The organism is Kurthia sibirica (assembly GCF_003143975.1).
GTDB lineage: Bacteria > Bacillota > Bacilli > Bacillales_A > Planococcaceae > Kurthia > Kurthia sibirica.
This window is the reverse complement of record NZ_QFVR01000033.1, coordinates 1-21,519: the sequence shown is the minus strand read 5'-3', so window position 1 is coordinate 21,519 and position 21,519 is coordinate 1. Positions and strand designations below refer to the sequence as shown.

General features: G+C 38.2%; 18 protein-coding genes. 6 read left to right on the top strand and 12 right to left on the bottom strand.

The genetic code is table 11. The features are described 5' to 3' along the window. Nucleotides 1-216: 216 nt before the first annotated feature. Nucleotides 217-2,637 carry a DNA topoisomerase IV subunit A gene (gene parC, locus DEX24_RS15975; RefSeq protein WP_109307383.1) on the bottom strand — a complete coding sequence of 807 codons (2,421 nt, stop codon included), beginning with the start codon at nucleotides 2,635-2,637 and terminating at the stop codon, nucleotides 217-219. Then, a complete protein-coding gene (gene parE / locus DEX24_RS15970; RefSeq protein ID WP_281288207.1) occupies nucleotides 2,638-4,617 on the bottom strand; it encodes a DNA topoisomerase IV subunit B in 1,980 nt (659 codons plus the stop codon). A gap of 244 nt (nucleotides 4,618-4,861) precedes the next feature. Here parE and plsY point away from each other — a divergent pair, with 244 nt between their 5' ends. Together plsY and DEX24_RS15960 are read left to right on the top strand one after the other, a co-directional pair. Continuing rightward, on the top strand, nucleotides 4,862-5,464 hold the full coding sequence (plsY, locus tag DEX24_RS15965) for a glycerol-3-phosphate 1-O-acyltransferase PlsY (RefSeq protein WP_109307382.1): 603 nt from the start codon (nucleotides 4,862-4,864) through the stop codon (nucleotides 5,462-5,464). A 16-nt stretch (nucleotides 5,465-5,480) separates the two neighbouring features. Further along, entirely contained in the window at nucleotides 5,481-5,771 is a 291-nt protein-coding gene (locus tag DEX24_RS15960) for a HesB/YadR/YfhF family protein (protein WP_307725586.1), read from the top strand. Between the two features lie 97 nt (nucleotides 5,772-5,868). Here the strand turns inward: DEX24_RS15960 and DEX24_RS15955 are convergent, their stop codons facing one another. The 3 genes from DEX24_RS15955 to DEX24_RS15940 form a co-directional block, all read right to left on the bottom strand. Next, complete coding sequence (locus DEX24_RS15955) at nucleotides 5,869-6,291, bottom strand: acyl-CoA thioesterase (RefSeq protein ID WP_109307381.1); 423 nt, start codon at nucleotides 6,289-6,291, stop codon at nucleotides 5,869-5,871. A gap of 1,087 nt (nucleotides 6,292-7,378) precedes the next feature. Then, the gene (acnA, locus tag DEX24_RS15945) at nucleotides 7,379-10,084 is read right to left on the bottom strand and encodes an aconitate hydratase AcnA (protein ID WP_109307379.1); all 2,706 of its coding nucleotides are present in this window, start codon (nucleotides 10,082-10,084) and stop codon (nucleotides 7,379-7,381) included. Nucleotides 10,085-10,225: 141 nt separating this feature from the next. Continuing rightward, complete coding sequence (locus DEX24_RS15940) at nucleotides 10,226-10,618, bottom strand: thiol-disulfide oxidoreductase DCC family protein (RefSeq protein ID WP_109307378.1); 393 nt, start codon at nucleotides 10,616-10,618, stop codon at nucleotides 10,226-10,228. A gap of 376 nt (nucleotides 10,619-10,994) precedes the next feature. Here DEX24_RS15940 and DEX24_RS15935 point away from each other — a divergent pair, with 376 nt between their 5' ends. Next, nucleotides 10,995-11,393: a hypothetical protein gene (locus DEX24_RS15935; RefSeq protein ID WP_246131539.1), complete on the top strand. Its 399-nt coding sequence runs from the start codon at nucleotides 10,995-10,997 to the stop codon at nucleotides 11,391-11,393. Nucleotides 11,394-11,448: 55 nt separating this feature from the next. On the opposite strand, the gene DEX24_RS15930 is transcribed toward DEX24_RS15935, so the two are convergent. From DEX24_RS15930 to DEX24_RS15900, 7 genes are all read right to left on the bottom strand, one after another. Beyond that, entirely contained in the window at nucleotides 11,449-12,003 is a 555-nt protein-coding gene (locus DEX24_RS15930; protein ID WP_109307377.1) for a hypothetical protein, read from the bottom strand. Between the two features lie 95 nt (nucleotides 12,004-12,098). After that, nucleotides 12,099-13,211: a dihydrolipoamide acetyltransferase family protein gene (locus tag DEX24_RS15925; protein ID WP_170112978.1), complete on the bottom strand. Its 1,113-nt coding sequence runs from the start codon at nucleotides 13,209-13,211 to the stop codon at nucleotides 12,099-12,101. A 1-nt stretch (nucleotide 13,212) separates the two neighbouring features. Further along, nucleotides 13,213-14,193, bottom strand: coding sequence for an alpha-ketoacid dehydrogenase subunit beta (locus tag DEX24_RS15920; protein ID WP_109307375.1), 981 nt, complete (start codon nucleotides 14,191-14,193; stop codon nucleotides 13,213-13,215). Continuing rightward, nucleotides 14,186-15,217 carry a pyruvate dehydrogenase (acetyl-transferring) E1 component subunit alpha gene (pdhA, locus tag DEX24_RS15915; RefSeq protein WP_109307374.1) on the bottom strand — a complete coding sequence of 344 codons (1,032 nt, stop codon included), beginning with the start codon at nucleotides 15,215-15,217 and terminating at the stop codon, nucleotides 14,186-14,188. Before pdhA ends, DEX24_RS15920 begins: the two co-directional genes overlap by 8 nt. 500 nt (nucleotides 15,218-15,717) lie before the next feature. Then, a complete protein-coding gene (locus tag DEX24_RS15910; protein WP_109307373.1) occupies nucleotides 15,718-16,431 on the bottom strand; it encodes a LutC/YkgG family protein in 714 nt (237 codons plus the stop codon). Beyond that, on the bottom strand, nucleotides 16,424-17,866 hold the full coding sequence (locus DEX24_RS15905) for a LutB/LldF family L-lactate oxidation iron-sulfur protein (protein ID WP_109307372.1): 1,443 nt from the start codon (nucleotides 17,864-17,866) through the stop codon (nucleotides 16,424-16,426). The genes DEX24_RS15910 and DEX24_RS15905 overlap by 8 nt, the downstream gene beginning before the upstream one ends. A gap of 15 nt (nucleotides 17,867-17,881) precedes the next feature. Then, entirely contained in the window at nucleotides 17,882-18,601 is a 720-nt protein-coding gene (locus DEX24_RS15900) for a (Fe-S)-binding protein (protein ID WP_109307371.1), read from the bottom strand. 287 nt (nucleotides 18,602-18,888) lie between these two features. Here DEX24_RS15900 and DEX24_RS15895 point away from each other — a divergent pair, with 287 nt between their 5' ends. From DEX24_RS15895 to DEX24_RS15890, 3 genes are all read left to right on the top strand, one after another. After that, nucleotides 18,889-19,722, top strand: coding sequence for a MerR family transcriptional regulator (locus DEX24_RS15895; RefSeq protein WP_170112977.1), 834 nt, complete (start codon nucleotides 18,889-18,891; stop codon nucleotides 19,720-19,722). 63 nt (nucleotides 19,723-19,785) lie between these two features. Then, nucleotides 19,786-19,962 (top strand): hypothetical protein, encoded by a 177-nt coding sequence (locus DEX24_RS17305; protein WP_170112976.1) that lies wholly within the window; start codon nucleotides 19,786-19,788, stop codon nucleotides 19,960-19,962. Nucleotides 19,963-20,486: 524 nt separating this feature from the next. After that, a partial coding sequence (locus DEX24_RS15890) for an InlB B-repeat-containing protein (protein ID WP_146193007.1) occupies nucleotides 20,487-21,519 on the top strand: 1,033 nt, incomplete at its 3' end.

Sequence of the window (21,519 nt, the reverse complement as noted above, 5' to 3'; positions counted from 1 at the left end):
GCGGGAACAGCACGAGCGGAAGCACCCGGACTGAGCGAAGCGAGGGAGAAGGCTGGAGCCGTGCCCGCGAAAAGCGCCCGCCGGAACGGAATCAACGGCTACGAGAAAAAGCGAGGACAGGAACGAAATTCGTTCCTGTCCTCGCTTATCTGTGCATAAGTGGACTTTTTCAGTGCCCTCAAAGAATGATAGGAATCTGTATCCGACGCTGTTGTTTTATTTTTTTATAAGTGATAGTGATTTAATTTCGCCATCTGTATCTACATTGATTGCAAATGAACCGTTTGAATGGCGTTCAGCATGGCGATACTGACTAATATCGACTTCTTCAATGACACCCTTCGTAGTTTCTATGATGAGCTGATCACCTGTCGAAACTTTTAAAACCGCATAAATACGATGTGGATTTGTTTTTAATTCTCTTAGTGTTTGCAGACCGCGTTTAGCACGTCCTGTTTCTTCGTAATCTTTTATGGCCATACGTTTGATAGAACCACGTTGTGTTACGACTAAAAGGTCACCCTTGTCCTCTGGAGATACCAGAATTGCCGAGATGACTACATCATCCTCCTTGAGGTTAACCGCCTTAATACCAGCCGTTCTGACGTTTGTAACGGGTACTTCCGTTAATGCGAAGCGTAAAGCAAAGCTCAAGTACGTTGTAATGATAACATCTTGTGCTTCTGGTACGACATCTACGAATAATAATTCATCTTCTTTTTTCAAGTTAACCGCTTTGAATGGCTTGCTATAGCGTGTAACAAAATATTCCTTCAGTTCACTGCGTTTAATTTGGCCATTTTTTGTCACGGTTACGACGAATAGATCCTTGTTAAAATCTTCAATACCAACGACTTGGATAATACGTTCGTCATCATCGATTGGCACGATGCTAGAAATATGCTGACCGAGATCCTTCCAGCGAATATCAGGCAGTTCATGAATTGGTTGGAAAATATAATGTCCCTTATTCGTAAACAATAAAATATGTTGTTGCGTATTCCATTGCGCTTTAAATAAGATAGAATCCGATTCTTTCATCGCAAAACCTTGGCCGTTTGATGATTTATGTGAGCGAAGGCTTGTGCGTTTTACATAACCATCCTTCGTTACCGATACAATGACATCTTCAGATGGAATTAACACTTCCATATTCAATTTAATTTCAGAAATTTCTGCTTGGATATCCGAGCGACGGTCCTGTTTGAATCGCTTCCGAATATCTAATAATTCCGAACGTAATACAGCAATTAATTTTGCTTCCGAATTCAAAATACCTTCCAATTCCTCGGCAATTTTTTTCAGTTGTGCTTCTTCTTCACGCAATTCGGTAATATCCGTATTTGTTAGGCGATATAGTTGTAAGGATACAATGGCCTCTGCTTGGATTTCAGTAAAGTTAAATTTATTTTGTAAATTTAACTTAGCATCTTTTTTATCAGTCGAGTTACGGATTGTTTTAATCACTTCATCTAATACGGATAAAGCTTTCATTAAACCTTCTACAATATGTAGACGTGCATGCGCTTTTCTTAAATCAAATTGGCTACGTTTCGTAATAATTTCTTTTTGGTGATCGATATACGCATCCAACATCGTTTGTAATGTCATCATTACCGGGCGACGATTATAAATTGCAATCATATTGAAATTGTAAGTTACTTGTAAGTCAGTATTTTTAAAAAGAAATTGTAAAATTGGCTCTGCTGGCACATCTCTGCGCATCTCTACGACAATTCGTAAACCTTGACGATCGGATTCATCACGCACTTCGGAGATGCCATCCAAGCGTTTATCAACGCGCAATTCATCCATTTTACGTACGAGATTTGCTTTATTCACTTCGAAGGGGATTTCAGAAATGACAATTTGTTCCTTCGAGCCTTTTAATGTTTCAATATAGGTTTTAGCACGAACGACAATTTTACCACGGCCTGTTTCATAGGCTTTTTTAATACCTGCAACCCCTTGAATAATACCACCAGTCGGGAAATCAGGTCCTGAAATAACCTTCATTAATTCGTCAACGGTTACCTTACTATTTTTTAAGCGCATTAGTACAGCATCAATTACTTCATGTAGTGCATGAGGTGGGATATCAGTCGCGTAACCTGCTGAAATACCGGTAGAACCATTTACTAATAGGTTTGGAAAACGGGCAGGTAAAACAGTCGGTTCCATATCCTGATCATCAAAGTTCGGGATGAAATCTACTGTTTCTTTTTGTAGATCACGCAACATTTCACCAGCGATACTTGACAGACGAGCCTCCGTATAACGCATAGCAGCAGGTGAATCGCCATCCAACGAACCATTATTACCGTGCATTTCTATAAGCATATGACGCGCTTTCCAGTCTTGCGACATACGTACCATTGCTTCATACACTGATGAATCACCATGTGGATGATAGTTTGCAATAACATTTCCTACTGTTTTAGCAGATTTACGGAACGGTTTTTCATGGGTATTATTATCCATGTACATGGCATACAAAATACGGCGTTGTACAGGTTTTAAACCATCGCGTGCATCTGGTAAAGCGCGATCTTGAATAATATATTTACTATAGCGACCAAAGCGGTCACCAATTACTTCTTCCAAAGGTAGATCTTGAAAAATTTCGTTCTGAGTCATCTACAGATCCTCCTCTTTTGCTGTCTGCTCAATGAATTCACTCTCTAGTATATTGTCGTCCTCTTCTAAACCAAAGTCGACATGTGTTTCAATCCAGTTTCTACGTGGTTCTACTTTATCCCCCATCAATGTCGATACACCGCGTTCTGCGCGCTCTAAATCATTGATACGTACGCGAATTAATGTGCGGGTCTCAGGGTTCATAGTCGTATCCCACAGCTGATCGGCATTCATTTCACCTAGCCCTTTATAACGCTGTAAGATATAACCTCGTCCTACTTTATCTGTCGCTGCTTTCAAATCTTTTTCCGTCCAAGCGTATTCAACGACCGCTTTCCGTCCAAGTCCTCTTGACACTTTATAAAGTGGTGGTAAGGCAATATATACTTTTCCCTCATCGATTAGAGCGCGCATATAACGGAAGAAGAATGTGAGTAGTAATACTTGAATATGTGCACCATCCGTATCAGCATCTGTCATAATAATAATTTTGTCATAAGCCGCATCTTCTACTTTGAAATCAGAGCCTACTCCACCACCGACTGCATGTATAATCGTAGAAATCTCTTCATTTTTCATAATATCTTGCAACTTCGCTTTTTCAGTATTAATAACTTTACCGCGCAATGGTAAAATCGCCTGGAATGAACGGTCTCTACCTTGTTTTGCTGAACCGCCAGCCGAATCACCTTCCACGAGATACAATTCATTTTTAGCTGCATTTTTTGATTGAGCTGGCGTTAATTTACCCGATAAAATAGATGCTGATTTTTTATTCTTCTTACCGCTACGTGCATCTTCACGTGCTTTGCGCGCTGCTTCACGTACCTGTTGTGCACGAATTGCCTTGCGTACTAATGCCGTTGATAGATCTGCATTTTCTTCCAACATATACATCAATTGTGTAGATACAACGCTATCAACTGCGCCACGTGCCTCACTCGTACCTAATTTACCTTTTGTTTGTCCTTCAAACTGAAGCAACGACTCTGGAATACGCACTGAAATGATGGCTGCTAACCCTTCTCGAATATCCGAGCCATCTAAATTCTTATCTTTTTCTTTTAGGAGAGATGCCTTACGTGCATACTCATTGAAAGCACGTGTCAATGCTGATTTGGCACCTGTTTCATGCGTACCGCCATCACGTGTACGGACATTATTGACGAATGATAAAATCGTTTCAGAATAACCGTCATTAAATTGGAAAGCAAATTCGACTTCGATTTGATCTTGTGTACCTTCGACATATTTTACTGGATGCAGGACATCCTTATCTTCATTTAAATAACTAACAAATGCTTCAATACCATTTTCGTAATGATAGGTTTCATGCTTATCCGTATTATCATCAATCAATTCAATTTTTAAATTTTTCAATAGAAATGCTGATTCACGAAGACGCTCTGCTAAAGTATCAAAATTATATTTTGTTACAGAGAAAATTGTTGGGTCCGGTTTGAAATGCACAAGCGTACCCGTCTCTTTTGTTTTCCCGAGACTCTCCAGACCAGTAGCTGGCTTACCGCCATTCTCAAAGCGCATGCGGTATTTTTCTCCATTGCGATAAATTGTAACCTCTAAAAACTCAGATAAGGCATTTACAACAGACGAACCAACACCATGTAACCCACCGGATGTTTTATAACCACCCTGTCCAAATTTCCCGCCTGCATGTAGAATCGTAAAGATTACTTCAGGTGTTGGTTTACCTGTACTGTGCATTCCCGTGGGCATTCCACGTCCGAAGTCACGTACGCTAATTGATTGATCGTCGTGAATACGCACAACGATATGGTTTCCGAAGCCAGCCAACGCTTCATCAACTGCGTTATCAACAATTTCGTAAACTAAGTGATGAAGACCTCGACCATCTGTTGATCCTATGTACATACCTGGTCTTTTGCGAACTGCCTCAAGACCTTCAAGTACTTGAATATCATCTTCATTATATGAGGATAACTTATTTTTTATTGTCAAAAAGATTCCCTCCTAAATACAAACATCCGTTCTACTTCTTTAAAGTTTAGCTTGAACTCTAGTTGCTGTCAACGTGTTTCGTTTTATATATCAGGGTTGATTATACACCAAACGTTGAAAATAAAGCAAAATAAGAATAAACTAAATGTATCAGATGTTGTTTTATTGTTTGAAGTTGCTTTAAATGATAAAATAATTATTACAATATACTAGTAGCCACTACTAAAGTAAGAAGGAGCTTATTATGAATACAGTACTTGTCATTATTCTAGCCTATTTGATTGGTTCCATTCCTTCTGGACTTTGGATCGGTCGTGCATTCTACAATACGGATATTCGCGAACAGGGTAGCGGCAACCTAGGCGCGACTAATACATTCCGCGTACTTGGAAAAAAAGCCGGTATCATCGTAACCTTAATGGATATCCTTAAAGGGACACTCGCTACATTACTACCCACATTTGCCATACTGTCAAACAGCAATATCCACCCGCTAGTCGCTGGTGCAATCGCTGTAGTTGGTCATATGTACCCTGTTTTCGCTAAATTTAAAGGTGGTAAAGCCGTAGCTACTTCAGCTGGCGTTTTATTAGGCTATCACTGGCCAATCTTTGTTATTTTAGTAATCGTCTTTCTAATTTGCTTGAAACTCTTTAAAATGGTCAGCCTTGCATCCATGCTTGCTGGTATTATTGCATTGATTTATGCACTAGCTAATGCAATGGTCAGTCATGAATACTATTTATTGATTATTACAGCAATTCTTGTTATCTTTGTGTTCTACCGCCATCGCTCTAATATTGGGCGTATCAAAAATGGTACAGAGCCCAAAATTACTTGGCTGTAAATGAAGGAGTGTGCAGATGATGAAAATAATCGTAACGGATGAAGCAATACAATGGTTTAAAAATGAGATGGATTTACAAGCAGGCGATCATATTCGATTCTTCGCCCGTTATGGCGGTTCCAATCCATTTCACGAAGGTTACTCGATTGGTATGAATACCGATATCCCTATTAATGCAATTGTGACAACAACTGCTGGTGGACTTCATTTCTTCATAGAAGAAGATGATGAATGGTTCTTCGCAGGCCATGATTTTCAAGTGACCGTCGATCAAGAGCTAGATGAAATTTCATACGACTATTTATAATGCATACTAAAAGGAAGAAACGATTTTGTTCATCGTTTCTTCCTTTTTACATGCCGATAGCATAACATATTTTTACAAATTGACAAAAAATAAACTTTTAATTTGTTTCAGCAATTTCAATATACTTGTTATACCAAGCTTCATCCACTTTTTTAAACGATACAGGTCTAAATGAATCTTTTTTCACTAAAATATGTTCTGTCGTCGCTACTGCTGCAACAACACCATCTTCGTGTAAAATTTCATAGGCATATACTGTTCTTAAGCGGTCTTGGGACTTCACCCATGTACGGACGATTGCTGGCTCACCATAACGCATAGAGGCCTTATAACTAATATTCACATTCATTACCGGTGACACAAAACCAGCTTCTTCAATATCTGTCACAGAAAAGCCTAAATCTTTAATCAGTTGTGTACGACCTAATTCCAACCAAATGACGTAATTTGCATGATAGACAACGCCCATTTGATCTGTTTCTGCATAACGAATTTCGATATTTTTATTACTTATATACATTGTTCTGTTCACCTCAGCAAGTAGTATAACAAAAATAGTCCCTTTAGGACAAGGTTCTCTATCTATAGTCTATTTTTAGTACACCGGTAAAATACTACTAAACTTACAGCGTCAAATTTCTAAAAATACCTATAGCTTTCTTCCTGTAGATACATTCAGCAAGTCTCCTCGTGTAAAGACGTAATTTTTTATCGCAAATTAACAACTTTAGCTGTATAATACCTCAAAAAATGATTCTAAAACCGTTTTATACGTTCTCTATAAAACAAAAAAAATAGTAATACCCTTCGTAACACAGCCTTTTTAAGCATAAATCCACTTCTTTTTTATCGCAAATCTTCTACTTTTAAGTATATAAAGCATCTATTATATTTCGTTTTTTTGCTTTTTTAATACGATTTTCCGCTATTCACATCGTGAATATAGTCTTTTTTACAATAAATCGGCCCAAAAATCATGTATTTATAATCATTTCTGAAGCGATAATTGCAATAAAAAACGGCTAGAATGCTACGTATAAAAAGAGAATTCCACCTGCTTTCTACCAGTAAATGTCGCAAAAAATGTAAATTCCCCATCATTACTAGTATACACCGTATCATTGGTTATTTAAACGGACTGCAAAGCCCTATATAAGCCCTCTACCTTTAGTTATAGATGTTTGTATGAAAACCCGTAGACGCTTGCTACATGGCTATTTAGGCATTTCTTGTTCCTACTTCTTTTCTCACGATCGTTAACATGCTTATAGGTATCAGCTGCAAGCCCATTAGCCATACTGCCCTCTGTTTGTCCTTCCTCCTGGTCCAGATGATGAATAATACTTGAAGCGGATATCCCTATTTGCTTAGCCATTCTCTAGAACAGTATCATGACACTATTTATAGGATACATTCACTGATTCTACGTCAACTATTGAGGTGAGCTAATTTTTTTAAACACCGTCACTTTTCTATTTGTTCATTTCGGACGAGTGCTTTCCGCCTGCGAATCGCTGAGCCTCCATAATCCCGCGGAAAGCGTCGAGCAGAGAAACGAAAAAAGCCTGCCCCTCAAGAGGGACAGGCTTTTAACTAGTCGTTAAAAATTATTTTTGTAATTTTTTACGTAAGACCATTTGTAAGATCCCACCGTTACGGTAGTAATCTACTTCTACTTCTGAATCGAAACGAGCAAGTGCTTTAAATTCTTTAACAGAACCATCAGTTGCTGTTGCAGTTACAGTAAGCATATCGTGAGGTTTAACGCCTTCAGCGATATTTACAGAGAATGTTTCTTCACCAGTAAGACCAAGTGATTCAGCGTTTTCGCCAGCTGCATATTGCAATGGCAGAACACCCATCATTACTAAGTTAGAACGGTGAATACGTTCGTATGATTCAGCAATAACTGTTTTAACACCTAGAAGGTTAGTACCTTTAGCTGCCCAGTCACGTGAAGAACCCATACCGTAATCTTTACCAGTTAATACAACTAAACCAGTGTTTGTTTCAGCGTATTTCATCGCTGCATCATAGATGTACTCAACTTCGCCTGTAGGCCAGTAAGTAGTGAAACCACCTTCTGTACCTGGAGCGATTTGGTTACGGATACGGATGTTAGCGAACGTACCACGCATCATAACTTCGTGGTTACCACGACGAGAACCGTAAGAGTTAAAGTTGCGAGGTTCAACACCGTTTGCACGTAGATATTGTCCAGCTGGTGTTTCTTTGCCAATCGCACCTGCTGGTGAGATATGGTCAGTTGTAATAGAATCACCGAATTTAGCTAATGTGCGTAAACCAGATAATGAAGAGATATCTTCTGGTGAAGCAGATAGGTTTTGGAAGAACGGTGGGTTTTGGATGTAAGTTGATTTATCATTGAACTCATAAAGAGTACTTGTTGATGTTTCAATTGCATTCCAAGTAGCGTTAGCGTTAAATACTGTTTCATATTCTTTTTGGAATAATTCACGAGTAACAACTTGTGCTAATACTTTGTTGATTTCTTCAGTTGAAGGCCAGATATCATCGAAGAATACATCTTTGCCATCTTTATCTTTACCGAACGAATCTTTGCGTAAGTCAACGTCTACAGTACCAGCTAAAGCGTAAGCAACTACAAGTGGTGGAGATGCTAAGTAGTTAGCTTTAACAAGTGGGTGAACGCGTCCTTCAAAGTTACGGTTACCAGAAAGTACAGAAGTAACGAATAAATCATTAGATTGAATCGCTTCTTCGATTTCTGGAAGTAATGGACCTGAGTTACCGATACAAGTAGTACAGCCGTAACCTACAGTGTTGAATCCTAATTCGTCAAGGTATGTTTGTAGACCTGAATCTTCAAGGTAACCAGTAACAACTTTAGATCCTGGAGCCAATGAAGTTTTAACCCATTTAGGAACAGTTAATCCTAGTGCTACCGCTTTTTTAGCTACAAGACCTGCAGCGATTAAAACGTATGGATTTGAAGTATTTGTACATGAAGTGATGGCAGCAATACCAACAGCACCTGCTGGAATCTCTACATCGCCTTCAGCGAATTTAGCAGTTGACGTTTTAGTGAACTCTTCTTCAGTTAAACCAAAGCCTTGAACACCAGAAGGAGCAACTACTACTTCGTGGTAACGTTTTTTCATTTCAGTTAATGGAATTAAATCTTGTGGACGTTTAGGACCCGATAAGTTAGGTTCGATGTCAGCAAGGTCAATTTCAACAACTTTAGTATAGTCAGGCTCTAAGTCAGCGTCAAAGAACATGTCATTTGCTTTTAAGTAGTTTTCAACTACAGCGATATGTTCCTCTTCACGACCTGTTAAGCGCATATAGTTAAGTGATTCTTCATCGATTGCGAAGAAACCACAAGTAGCACCATATTCAGGAGCCATGTTTGAGATTGTAGCACGGTCAGCTAATGGTAATGCTGGTACGCCAGGTCCGAAGAACTCAACGAATTTACCAACAACGCCTTGAGCACGTAGTACTTGAGTAACTTTAAGAGCTAAATCTGTAGCTGTAGTTCCTGAAGGAAGAGAACCAGTTAATTTAACACCGATAACTTCTGGAACTGGGAAGTATGAAGGTTGACCAAGCATACCTGCTTCAGCTTCGATACCGCCAACGCCCCAACCAAGTACACCAAGACCATTGATCATTGTTGTATGTGAGTCAGTACCTACTACTGAATCTGGGAAAGTTTCGAATGTACCATCAGTATTTTCGTTTACGTGTACAACTGGAGCTAAATACTCTAAGTTTACTTGGTGAACGATACCTGTTGCTGGTGGTACAGCACGGAAGTTATCATAAGCTGTTTGAGCCCATTTTAAGAAGTTATAACGTTCAGCGTTACGTTCGAATTCGAAATCCATATTCGCTTGTAATGCTGCTGCGTTACCATATTTGTCAACTTGTACTGAGTGGTCAATTACAAGGTCAACTGGGATTGCTGGGTTGATTTCGTTGCCGTCGCCACCCATATCATTCATAGCTGTACGTAGAGAAGTTAAATCAACTACTACTGGTACACCCGTGAAATCTTGTAGTACTACGCGTGATGGTTTGAAAGGTACTTCAGCGTTAGCTTCTGCATCTTTACCCCATTTAGCTAAGTTCGCTACGTGGTTATCTTTGATTACGTAACCGTCATGTTGACGTAATACTGATTCTAATAAAATTCTGATTGAGTAAGGAAGGCGTTTGATGTTTGCGATTCCTGCTTCTTCGATTGCGCCGATACGGTAAAAGTTATACGTTTTGCCGTTAACGTCGAATGAAGAACGACTGTTATGCAAGTTAGTGTTTGCCATTGTTTGGTTCCCCCTAAAAATTAAATAATTGAAAAGGCTTTTTAATGAGCCGCTTTTCTCCAAAGCCAATACTATAGAAAAACAGAACATAAGTAAATAACATTAAAATTATGCATTGTGATAAGCAAATCTTATGACCCGTTATTTAATAAAGCGTGCACGTTCCTCCAGTGTTGGCAGTTTACAAGATTTGCTGTACGACGAGAGTTTTTGCCTATTTTGTGCGACGATTGTATACGCTTTATTGCGTATCGTTCGCGGCATAAGCTTCCCTATTTTCGCCAAAGAATAAGGTAGCGACAAAAATGATACGATGAGCAACATTGCATCTGACTGTGTATAAAGTTGTTGTTTGTACAATACGACGAGAGAGTTTAAATCAGTCGTCAATGAAGTTGGTAGTTGCTGTGCTGCAAAATCACCTTGTAAAGGTGCAAAATAAAAGCACGGTACTTTTTCATTGTCGATAATCAATTGAACGGATCTTTGACAAAAGCCACAATCACCGTCATAAAACAGAATTGGATTGTCCATTATATGAACTCCTTTAAAAACCACTCATATCAGATTTTTGTAATTGAATCTACCTCTATTATCATGCTTAGTGATGACATTCGTCAATCGAAACGATAAACCTCTCCTTTATTCATATACCCTATTTACACTATTATAATTTTTTATACGCCTATTTTAAAAAAAGCAATGATTCGAGAGTAACTAAAGGGTAACTAACAAACCGTTTTTCATTTATTATGACTGATTTTAGAATGAGCTCGTACTAACCATCTATCTACTTACTCTATAGAAGAAACTACTTTTCTATCTTTCTCACAAAAACGTGATTTTCATCTATTTTTTTCTTTGATAGCGCTCGTAAAAGGCTGTATACTCACTTAAAAAAGGAGAGTGATTGATAAAGACGTCCTCACTGCTACGCCAAATCATCCAACAAGCCTGTCAACAGTATACGAGTACCTATAGTGAATTAGTCGAGCCTGTCAACAACTTATTAATTGCCTTAGATGCCGATATTTCAGAAAAAACTGCCTCTTCTGTTATCGCTAATCTACAAAATTATTTTAATGGACAATGCTCTATTCAAGCCTGTCATCTTGAGGAGAGTAATCACTTTTTAGAGGATGGAATCCGCACATTAAAAAATGGTGATACCGCTAATGGCGCCGTCCAATTATTTGGTGCTGGTTTGAATTTCGCTAGCTATTTAATGAAGTCTGATGGTTTGAAAAATACAGACCCCTACTTGGAACTGAATGAACGCTTTATTAAATTATTTCAAGAACTTCAATAATTAACGAAAAAAACCCAATGGCCATTTGATAGGCTGTTGGGTTTTTAAACAGATTTTATGAATTCCGATTATACGCATGGCTGCTTAATGCAATCGTATTTTGCTGTGTTAATTTTTGAACAATTTTCGTTAAAATTGGCATTGTCAACGTTTTTTCATGAGCAATTGCTTCTTTAAATTGTGCTAAGTTATGTAATTCACCCTGTGATAAACGAATCGTATACACGAATCGTGGTGTCATAAGCAAAATTAAATCACCTTCAACATCCATAATCTTCACGCCATAATTATGTACTTGTCGCTCATCAATGAATAATAGACGCTCAAATGAAGGTTCTGTCGAAGGGGCTGTGTTTATATCCAGACGTTCCACAATATAATTCGTGTTATTCTCACTACCACCATTTCTTGAATACCAAATATCCGCATTAATAATATTATCCCCTAAATGATAGTGCTTATTCACATAGGCTAGAAAATCATGTAATGATACATTAGCGCATAGATTGGTCATGACAAAACCATTGCCAAGCTGTAATTGATTGTTGCTGTCATCGATCATTAATTTGTCCGCGTTGTAACGTGTTTTCCCAAAAGTAATTTTAAACATAAATTAGTCCTCCAATAATACTTCAATGGTACTAGTATACAACGAATAGTAATTAATGGACTACTAATTATTAAGACAAAGCATAATTTTTTTCATTATGTTAGCAACCGCAATGGGTTTTCCAATAAATCTGACACTTCTTGCATAAAAGCTCCTGCTGGTGCTCCATCAATAATACGGTGGTCAAATGTACAAGACATCGTCAGTGTTTGGCCAATCCTAATTTCATCATTTACAATGATTGGTTCCTTCACAATAGCATGTACGCCAAGAATGGCTGCTTCTGGATAGTTAACGATTGGTGTCGCAAAAATACCACCTGATTCCCCTGTACTAGACACCGTAAATGTACTACCGGTCAAGTCTTTACGATCAAGTGTGTTCTCCACCATTTTAATCCTTATCTCTTGTAGTTCCATAGCAATTTCTAACAGTGATTTTTGAAGCGTATTTCGAATAACCGGCACCATTAGACCAGCTGGAGTTGCTATCGCTACCCCTATATGGATGTTTTTGTGAAGTTGAATAATAAGAGCCTCTTCATCAACAGAGGCATTTAATAATGGATGCTGTTGCAAAGCCTTAGCAGTCGCTTTAATAATGAATGGTAAATAGCTGATAGGTACATTTTGATATTCTGGTAATTCTCGCACCTCTTTGCGTAATTTCACGAGAGCCGTCGCTTGTATTTTCATCATCGCTGTACAGAGAACCGCTTTGCTCGTCGCCTTCATCATATTATCAAAAATCGCTTTGCGTACGCCACGAATAGCCATGTTCTCTGTAGGTTCAATGACGCTTGATGAAGCGCTTATACTCGATTGTAAATCTTGTAAAAGAATACGACCTTTAGGCCCGCTACCACTGATCATCGCAAGATCGATATTACGTATCCTGGCTTCTTTACGCACGGATGGCGCTGCCAGCGGCCGTTGTAATTTACTTTTCAGGGTACCTGTTTGGGATGTATATTCACTATTATTGTATGTACAAAGTATTTGACCTACAGCTAAAGTATCACCCTCGTTACCACCAAGCGATACAATTTCACCACTAAAAGCAGCCGTTATTTCCACGGTTGCCTTATCCGTCATCACTTCAACAAGCGGTTCATGTTCACGAATTGTATCCCCAACTTGTACGAACCATTTAACAATCTCTGCTGCAACTAAACCTTCCCCTATATCTGGCAATTGGTAATCTGCCATGCTAGCCCCCTCCTTCGTCTGCCATAACCGTCTCAATTGCTTGCATAATCGATTCATTATTTGGAAGCCAATATGCTTCTACAGTCGATACTGGATAAGGCGAATGCTGTCCAGTGACACGCATAATGGGCGCATGTAAGGCATATAAACAATTTTCTGCAATATTTGCAGCAATTTCCGCACCAACACCTGCTGTCTTTACTGCTTCATGAACAATGATGACACGACCTGTTTTGTTAACTGACCGATAGATTGCTTCGAGATCAAGTGGTGCAATCGTTCGTAAATCGAGCACTTCAATACTATAGGATGCCTGCTTAACAACTTCTAACACGGTCGGCATAATGGCACCATACGAAATGATTGTCAAGTCCTGCCCTTCGATAACCGTATTTGCTCGTCCTAACGGTATTTCATAATAGTCCACTGGCACTTCTTCTATTAGGCTTCGATACAATTTCATCGGTTCTAAAAATAATACAGGATTTGGATTGTTAATCGCTGCTGCAAGCAAACCTTTAGCATCTCGTGGCGTACTAGGTACAACAATATACAAGCCTGGCGTATGCATAAATAATGCCTCCAAACTATCCGAATGCATCTCGGGAGCTTGAATACCACCACCATAAGGACTACGAACGACAAGTGGCACTGTCAACTCACCGTTTGAACGCGTATGAAGACGCGCTGCCTGACTAGCTAACTGATCCATTGCTTGATATATAAAACCAAAAAATTGTATTTCCGCGATTGGTCGTAAGCCACGTGTTGCTAAGCCAACTGCAGTGCCAACAATCGCAGATTCTGCGATCGGTGCATCCACTATACGCATTTGACCAAACTGTTCGAGCAACCCTTCCGTCACGCGAAAAACGCCACCATTTTGAGCAATATCTTGCCCAATACACAATACTGTTTCATCAACTTCCATTGCTTGAATGAGCGCTAAACGAATCGACTGTAACAGCGTCATCTTAGCCACGGCTGTTCAACTCCTTTGCATACACAACATCTGCTACTTGTTCAAGTGTAGTACGAGCAACTGCATTGGCAGCATCAAAAGCCTCTTGCACCGCTTTTTCACTTGTCGCTATTAATTTTTCTTGTTGTTTTGTAGACCATAGACCTTGCGCCACTAAATAGCTTTCACAACGAGCGATTGGATCTTTCGCAAGCCAATTCTCTACTTCCTGGTCTTGGCGATACTTAGTAGCGTCATCAGCTGTTGTATGTGCTTCTTGTCGGTAGGTGAACGCCTCGATTAAAACTGGTTCATTATGACGCGCTTTAGCAATTGCCAACTTCATCACTTCAAAAACTGCAATGACATCATTACCATCAACTTGAATCCCTTCTATCCCATAGGCCAATGCTTTTTGTGCAATCGTCTTACTCGCCGTCTGTTGATGAATCGGCGTGCTGATCGCCCATTGATTATTTTGAATAAAGAAAATAACCGGCAATTTATGAACACCCGCTATATTTAATGCTTCATGAAAGTCACCCTCTGACGTTCCCCCATCACCCATATAGCCAACACTTATACTCTGCTCGCTCTTATATTTACTTGACCATGCACCACCTACTGCATGTAATAACTGCGCAGCAATAATAATTTGTACTGGAAAGATGGGCAGCTTGGCTTGCTGTTTAAGTGGTAATTTCCCCATTAATAATGTGAATTGTTGTGTCATTGTCATGCCATGTACAAAAGAAGCAGCTACTTCACGATAGCTGGGGTAAATCCAATCATGAGAGCTTAATGCAAAGGCGCTTCCCACTTGTGCCGCCTCTTGCCCTCGAATAGAAGCGTATGTTCCAATACGTCCCTGTCGCTGAAAACGCAGAGCAAAATCATCAAAAATACGACTCCGCACCATATAACTATACATATCCATTAACTGTTTTTCCGTCGCCGTAATCGCCAATTGTTGCGCATCAAGTTCTCCAGTAGAATCTAGCATCCTTACTTGCTTAATCTCTAATGTCGATTGATTGAGCCACATACTATTCACAGCCTCTCGTATTTTCCATCATAATAGGATATTTTCCAAATGTTGTCAATTTATATGCGTCGATTAGACTTTCCTTCTCTTAGCTGTATACCTAGCCATCGTTTTGATGAACAAGCACTTCTTTGAGAACACTCTTCATATAAAAACATCTGTTATTGACGTAGAGGTATTTGCTCCATACCTTTTTCAATAACAGATGTTTGGTTTGTATTATAGTCGACTCCATACTAGCTTTTTCTTAAGAGAAACATAACGCACCCGAAAAAAATGACTCTTTGAGTAATCCTTTCATCCGGACTGGTAGATTATGTTCGGGTTACAATTTATCACTACATGAATCGAATCTTTGTCCGTGTTCACTTCTAGTTCATTATTTCGACAATATGTCATTTTGTACATTCTATAGATCCATTAGTAAATTTACGACTGGAAGTTACTTCGTTATTTAGCAAAAACCTACATAGACCATGTTTAACATATGCGATCTTGCACTATTCATCCGTCACTACAATATAAGTTACATAAATTGGTCCATGTACACCGACGACTAAATCCATTTCGATATCGGCTGAATTACTCGGTCCTGACACAAAATCGATAGATGCTGGTAAAAGTTCCCCTGCTTCAACTATTTGATGAATTTCTGCAACCGCTTGTGTAATGCGTGGTTTTAAAGTACTTTTATTGACAATTGCGATGAAAGCATTTGGTAGTAAACCAATCGCCTTTCCTTGGCCGGCAGCAGATTGGAGTACTACCGTACCAGATTCTGCTAATGCATATTCAGCAAAAGCAATACCGATATTTGAAGCATTTGTCCGTTCAAAGTTTGTTGTACGATCAAGCGTCGGATCCCATATATGAACCTGTATATTATTAGTTGGCCAAGTATCTTCACAGAGCTTAGAAATACCTAATGCGGTAAGACGTTCATCTTGCCATAATGCCACAGATTCACCACCATATTTTACAACAAGATTATGCAGAGCTAGCGTCAAATTTGCTTTGTCTACCGTGACGACATCGGTGTGAATCTTACTACACTGTTCTATAAATGCAGGAAGCAATTCGTCAATCGACATTTTTGATAAACGTTGTTCTTCTGGATGATGTTGCCATTTTTTTTCGGGCTTCATACCAGGCAAAAAAGGTCGTTCTAATGCTGTAGTAATTTTTGATAAAAACTTTTCACGATTTCTAATCATTGCTATTTGCTCCTTTCTTTTGTCGTTTATCAAACCAATCGCGTAATTTTTCGCGTTCTACAATTGGGAAATCACGAATATCCGTCCAATCTTTTAATGGACCTATACCTTTTGAAATCATCTGATCCTTCGATAATGGTTTCATCACAGTCGCAGCAACTTTTGTACCAATATTAAATAATTTGCTATTGGATGCACCCACACTAAAGCCTTTCATCATCAGTCCCTCCGACAATGGAGCACGACCTTCTTGTTCGACAATAATTTGACGGTGTTTTAATAATAATTCATGCAACGGAATTTTCACCGGACAAGCATCCGTACATGCACCACAAAGTGATGAGGCATAGGGCAATTCCTTAAAATCATCATAACCAGCTAAAAGAGGTGTTAATACCGCTCCTATCGGGCCCGAATAGATTGAATTATAAGAATGACCGCCAATATGACGATAGACCGGACAAACATTGACACAAGCAGCACAACGAATACATTGTAATACCGATTTAAATTCACCAGCTAAAATATCCGAACGTCCATTATCCAATATGACAAGGTGGAACGCTTCTGGTCCATCAACATCAGTAGGGCGTTTTGGACCTGTAATAACATTGACATAAGACGTTAATTTTTGGCCGACTGCGCTACGCGTCAGCATATTCACCAATACCTCCATCTCTTTTAATGTTGGCACAATTCGCTCCATGCCCATCACGACAATTTGCGTTTCTGGAATCGTTGATACCAAACCAGCATTCCCTTCATTAGTCACTAGGCAGATGGAACCCGAGTCAGCAACTGCAAAGTTACAACCCGTAATACCGATTTCAGCCTTCATATAATCATCGCGTAAAATCGTACGTACAAAACGAGCTAAATCAGCAGCATCAGAAGAACCATCTGCTGGATAATTTAATTTTTTGACAAAGACATCTTTGATTTGGTGTCTATTTTTATGCACGGATGGTGCCACAATATGCGATGGTTTATCGTGATCATCTAATTGTAAAATATACTCGCCTAAATCGGTTTCCAAAACAGTACAACCGATTTTTTCTAATGCTTCGTTCAAACTGATTTCCTCTGTGACCATCGACTTCGATTTCAGCACACGTGTAGCATTTTTACTTTTTACTACTTGTTGAATATAGTCATTTGCTTCTTCTGCAGTTTCAGCAAAAAAGACATGTCCACCTGCTTTTTCTACATTTTCAGAAAGCTCATATAAATAGTAATCTAAATTATCTAATACATGTTGACGTATCTCCTCACCATGATTACGCCATTCATCCCAGTTCCCCAACTCCTCTACCGCTGTTAAACGACCACCATGTAATCTATTTTGAGCGGCTGCCACAGCGCCACGCATAAAATCTTTATCTAAATTATCATTCACGTTCACTTTAAAGGATTGTTCATTGAACTTGATTGCCATCGTAATTCCCCTCCCTTATACCTGTTGATTTAAAATCTCCGCAATATGTAATGTGCGAATTTTCTCACCACGTCTATGCATACGTCCTCCGATATTCATCAGGCAACCACCATCTGCTCCAACCAAGTATTCCGCTTCTGTTTCCAAGGCACTATTCACTTTTTCATCGACCATTTGCTGTGATATATTTCCCATTTTCACCGAAAAAGTACCACCAAAACCACAACAATTGTAAGCGTATGGTAAAGGGATCAATTCCAGCCCCTGCACATTTCCCAATAATGTAAATGGTGCATCCTTTACACCAAGTAAACGCGTCATATGGCAAGATGGGTGATAGGTTACCTTATGTGTGAACGTCGCTCCAACATCTTCAATCTTCAAAACATTAACAATGAAATCTGTTAGTTCATAGGTTTTATCCGCAACAATTTGTGCTTTTTCAGCATAGGCAGCGTCATCTTTAAAAACATGAGGATATTCTTTAAACATCGTCGCACATGAACCTGAAGGCGTCACGATTACCTCCGCATGTAAAAATGTATCGATCATTTTTTTCATCGGTTCCTTTGCTTTTTCAATATGCCCCGAATTATATGCTGGTTGACCACAGCATATTTGAGATTTTGGAAATTCAATTTCACAGCCTAATCGCTCCAACAATTCAACTGTTGCTCGTCCTACATTCGTTTGAAAAGTGTCAACTAAACATGTCGCAAACAATGATACTTTCATAACGAAACCCCCTTCAAAACTAATTATTAGAATAGTTAAAATTCTACTATCACCAGTATACGATGAAATCGATAGGAATGAATACTATTACAAAATGGAATAGTTATTTATTTTCATGGTATAGAATATACAAAAATAACTTCAATTATTTCGATGGCGAATCAATTTATTTAAAAGAGTTCAGAGAGGTATTATAAATTATAGTAAAATTATTCCCTGTGTTATTAGAGGACTTTTTTGTCGATTTACAGTACGATAATATGGAAAGAATAAGAGGGTGTGGCGCTGTGAAAAAGAAATATCATACGGTTGGAGAAATGGCTAAACTGGCTAATTTATCAAGCCAAACACTGCGTTATTATGATCAGATTGGATTATTTAAACCAGCTTATACTGATCAAGCGACTAACTATCGTTACTATGCAGAATCTCAACTCTATTTATTGGATTTGATCAAAAGTTTACGCTTTGTCGGTACGCCGTTAGAGAAAATTAAAGAAGTGCAATATTTTTCGATTGAAGATATGATTCGTTATTTAGATGAGCAAGAACATACGATTGAAGATCAACTTGCCCGTTTAGCTGAATCACAATATACATTGCGAAAAACGCGCAAGCAAATGCAAGAGCAGTTAGCAATTCCTGTCATAGGTGAAGTGTTTATAAAAGAGGAAGAAGAGTCACGTTTGCTTTGTTTGACAGTAGCAGATGCGACGCCAGTTCATGTATCAAATGACGCGATGCTGATATTGACGGAAACAATTGAAAATGCTGGTAGCGTACAAACAATCCGTTATGGTAGTTATTACCCTTTACAAGCATATGATTCGGTTCAAACTTTATACTATACGCAAATATTTATACCTATCCTAACATCTCGACAATTTGTCATTCAAAATGAATTGGTTGATATCGTCAGCATGTCGGCTGGACGTTATATAGAAATTGCTTTTAATTATTCTCCAAACATGTATATTACAATGTACAACAAGTTACTTCATTATATTAAAACACATAACATTGCTGTAGAGAATACCGTGTGGGAAGCAGTTATGCCGTCTAACTTTTCGGCACAAATGGACGAGCAATTAATCGTTGAGCTAAAAGTCAAACTACTTTGAGTATACAACTTGGATATAATTGGGTATAATTATCTATACTACTCATTACTGGAGGCGCTGCACATGATTTCCTATAAAGCCGTATGCCTTAATTGTAAACAAACATTTGATTTAATCGAGGGTACACAAAAATATCGTGAATATAAAAGAGATCGCAAAAAAAAGTTTTGGTGCGATGCTTGTGAAGGCGGCATTGTAGACGCTGCTCGAAAAGGTTTTATCAATCGGCATATGTCATAAATGGTGTGAGCTTATGCTCGCATCTTTTTTATTTCCTCATTTAAAATGAATGTATTTTCTATCAACACTTTATGTGATTTTATAAGAACTGCTAACGAAAACGCTTTCCTACATGTAAATAGTAAAAATTTCTTGACCTTATGGTAACTATAAATTCAAGCGATTTCTTTTATTTTTATATGCTTTCTCAGCACTTGATTTATCGGCTTTTTCAAGAGGTTTTACTTCTTATTATTTCACACTATAACGCTTTGTCATGTGACTTTTGTGACTTTTATGTGATTTTTAGTAATAAAGATGATCTGATCTTTTAACATAGAAGTGAAATATAAAATAACTATTATATAGAAGAAACTCAAAAACACTCATTCAACACGGGTGTTTTTAATTTGGTCATTAGATCTTTAGTTCTTGGTAAAAAACACTCAATAACGGGTATACAATCAGATAAACTTATTAAATACAATATGCCATTTTCTTGTTAATATTAGGGAGTTAATAAAAAATAGAAATGGAGTGTTTTTATGAAAAGTTTTCAGTTCGCCATAGCCTTTCTTATATGCCTTTTCACCATAATATTCTTTCATTCAGAAGCACACGCTGCTACAACTACAAATGGAGACTATGAGTACGAAATTTTAAACGATGGGCGAGGTGATTATATACAAATTCTTGATTACAAAGGTACTAGTACTTCTATTGTAATCCCATCAGAAATTGAAGTTTCACCTGGTCGCATTGTTCCATTAAAATCTATAGGAGATAATTCTTTCCGTTCTAAAGGCTTAACTAATATTACACTTTCATCGAATGCTCTTTTAACTATTGGACAATTTTCTTTTAGTGATAACCCAATAGAAAAATTTACCTTTGATTTTAATTGTGATACCTGCTATTTTAACGCATTCTCTAATACCTCTATAAAAGAATTATATATGCCTGATGACAATAAAACTGCATACTTTTTAATCCCTTACGCATTAAATCCCAACCTTACAGCAAAGATATATGCAGATCAATATACTCATGATGGAAGTTCACCTTCAAATGTTTACCAAATTTATTTGGGGCGTTTTTATAAACCAACAGTAATTGAATTCATTGATACGAAGTTAATCACATTCAACTACGATGATGGCAATACGGTGAATAAAAAAATTCAAAATATCGCTACTACATTATTAACAGAACCCACCACGCCTTCAAGACCTGGCTATACATTTGATGGCTGGTACGATGGTACATCGAAATGGAATTTCGCAACGGATAAAGTAACGAAAATTATGACGTTACAAGCGAAGTGGTCACCAAAGACTCCACCGGTAACCTATTATAATGTAACGTTCCTATCAAATACAGATACTTCTATAACTTCCCAACAGATTGCCAAATCTTCTTATGTAAAGGCACCAGAAGTGATCACGAAAAAGGGCTATACATTTGCTGGTTGGTATGATGGAGAAAATAAATGGTATTTCTTAAGCGATACGATTAGTAAAGATACTACACTTAGCGCTAAATGGAAGCTAAACGACTATAAAATGACGTTCGATTCTA

Excerpts from the sequence above, each read along its gene's own strand:
- parC (WP_109307383.1), bottom strand. The coding sequence starts at position 2,637 with ATGACTCAGAACGAAATTTTTCAAGATCTACCTTTGGAAGAAGTAATT.
- plsY (WP_109307382.1), top strand. The coding sequence starts at position 4,862 with ATGAATACAGTACTTGTCATTATTCTAGCCTATTTGATTGGTTCCATT.
- DEX24_RS15960 (WP_307725586.1), top strand. The coding sequence starts at position 5,481 with ATGATGAAAATAATCGTAACGGATGAAGCAATACAATGGTTTAAAAAT.
- DEX24_RS15955 (WP_109307381.1), bottom strand. The coding sequence starts at position 6,291 with ATGTATATAAGTAATAAAAATATCGAAATTCGTTATGCAGAAACAGAT.
- acnA (WP_109307379.1), bottom strand. The coding sequence starts at position 10,084 with ATGGCAAACACTAACTTGCATAACAGTCGTTCTTCATTCGACGTTAAC.
- DEX24_RS15940 (WP_109307378.1), bottom strand. The coding sequence starts at position 10,618 with ATGGACAATCCAATTCTGTTTTATGACGGTGATTGTGGCTTTTGTCAA.
- DEX24_RS15930 (WP_109307377.1), bottom strand. The coding sequence starts at position 12,003 with ATGTTTAAAATTACTTTTGGGAAAACACGTTACAACGCGGACAAATTA.
- DEX24_RS15925 (WP_170112978.1), bottom strand. The coding sequence starts at position 13,211 with ATGGCAGATTACCAATTGCCAGATATAGGGGAAGGTTTAGTTGCAGCA.
- pdhA (WP_109307374.1), bottom strand. The coding sequence starts at position 15,217 with ATGTGGCTCAATCAATCGACATTAGAGATTAAGCAAGTAAGGATGCTA.
- DEX24_RS15910 (WP_109307373.1), bottom strand. The coding sequence starts at position 16,431 with ATGATTAGAAATCGTGAAAAGTTTTTATCAAAAATTACTACAGCATTA.
- DEX24_RS15905 (WP_109307372.1), bottom strand. The coding sequence starts at position 17,866 with ATGGCAATCAAGTTCAATGAACAATCCTTTAAAGTGAACGTGAATGAT.
- DEX24_RS15900 (WP_109307371.1), bottom strand. The coding sequence starts at position 18,601 with ATGAAAGTATCATTGTTTGCGACATGTTTAGTTGACACTTTTCAAACG.
- DEX24_RS17305 (WP_170112976.1), top strand. The coding sequence starts at position 19,786 with ATGATTTCCTATAAAGCCGTATGCCTTAATTGTAAACAAACATTTGAT.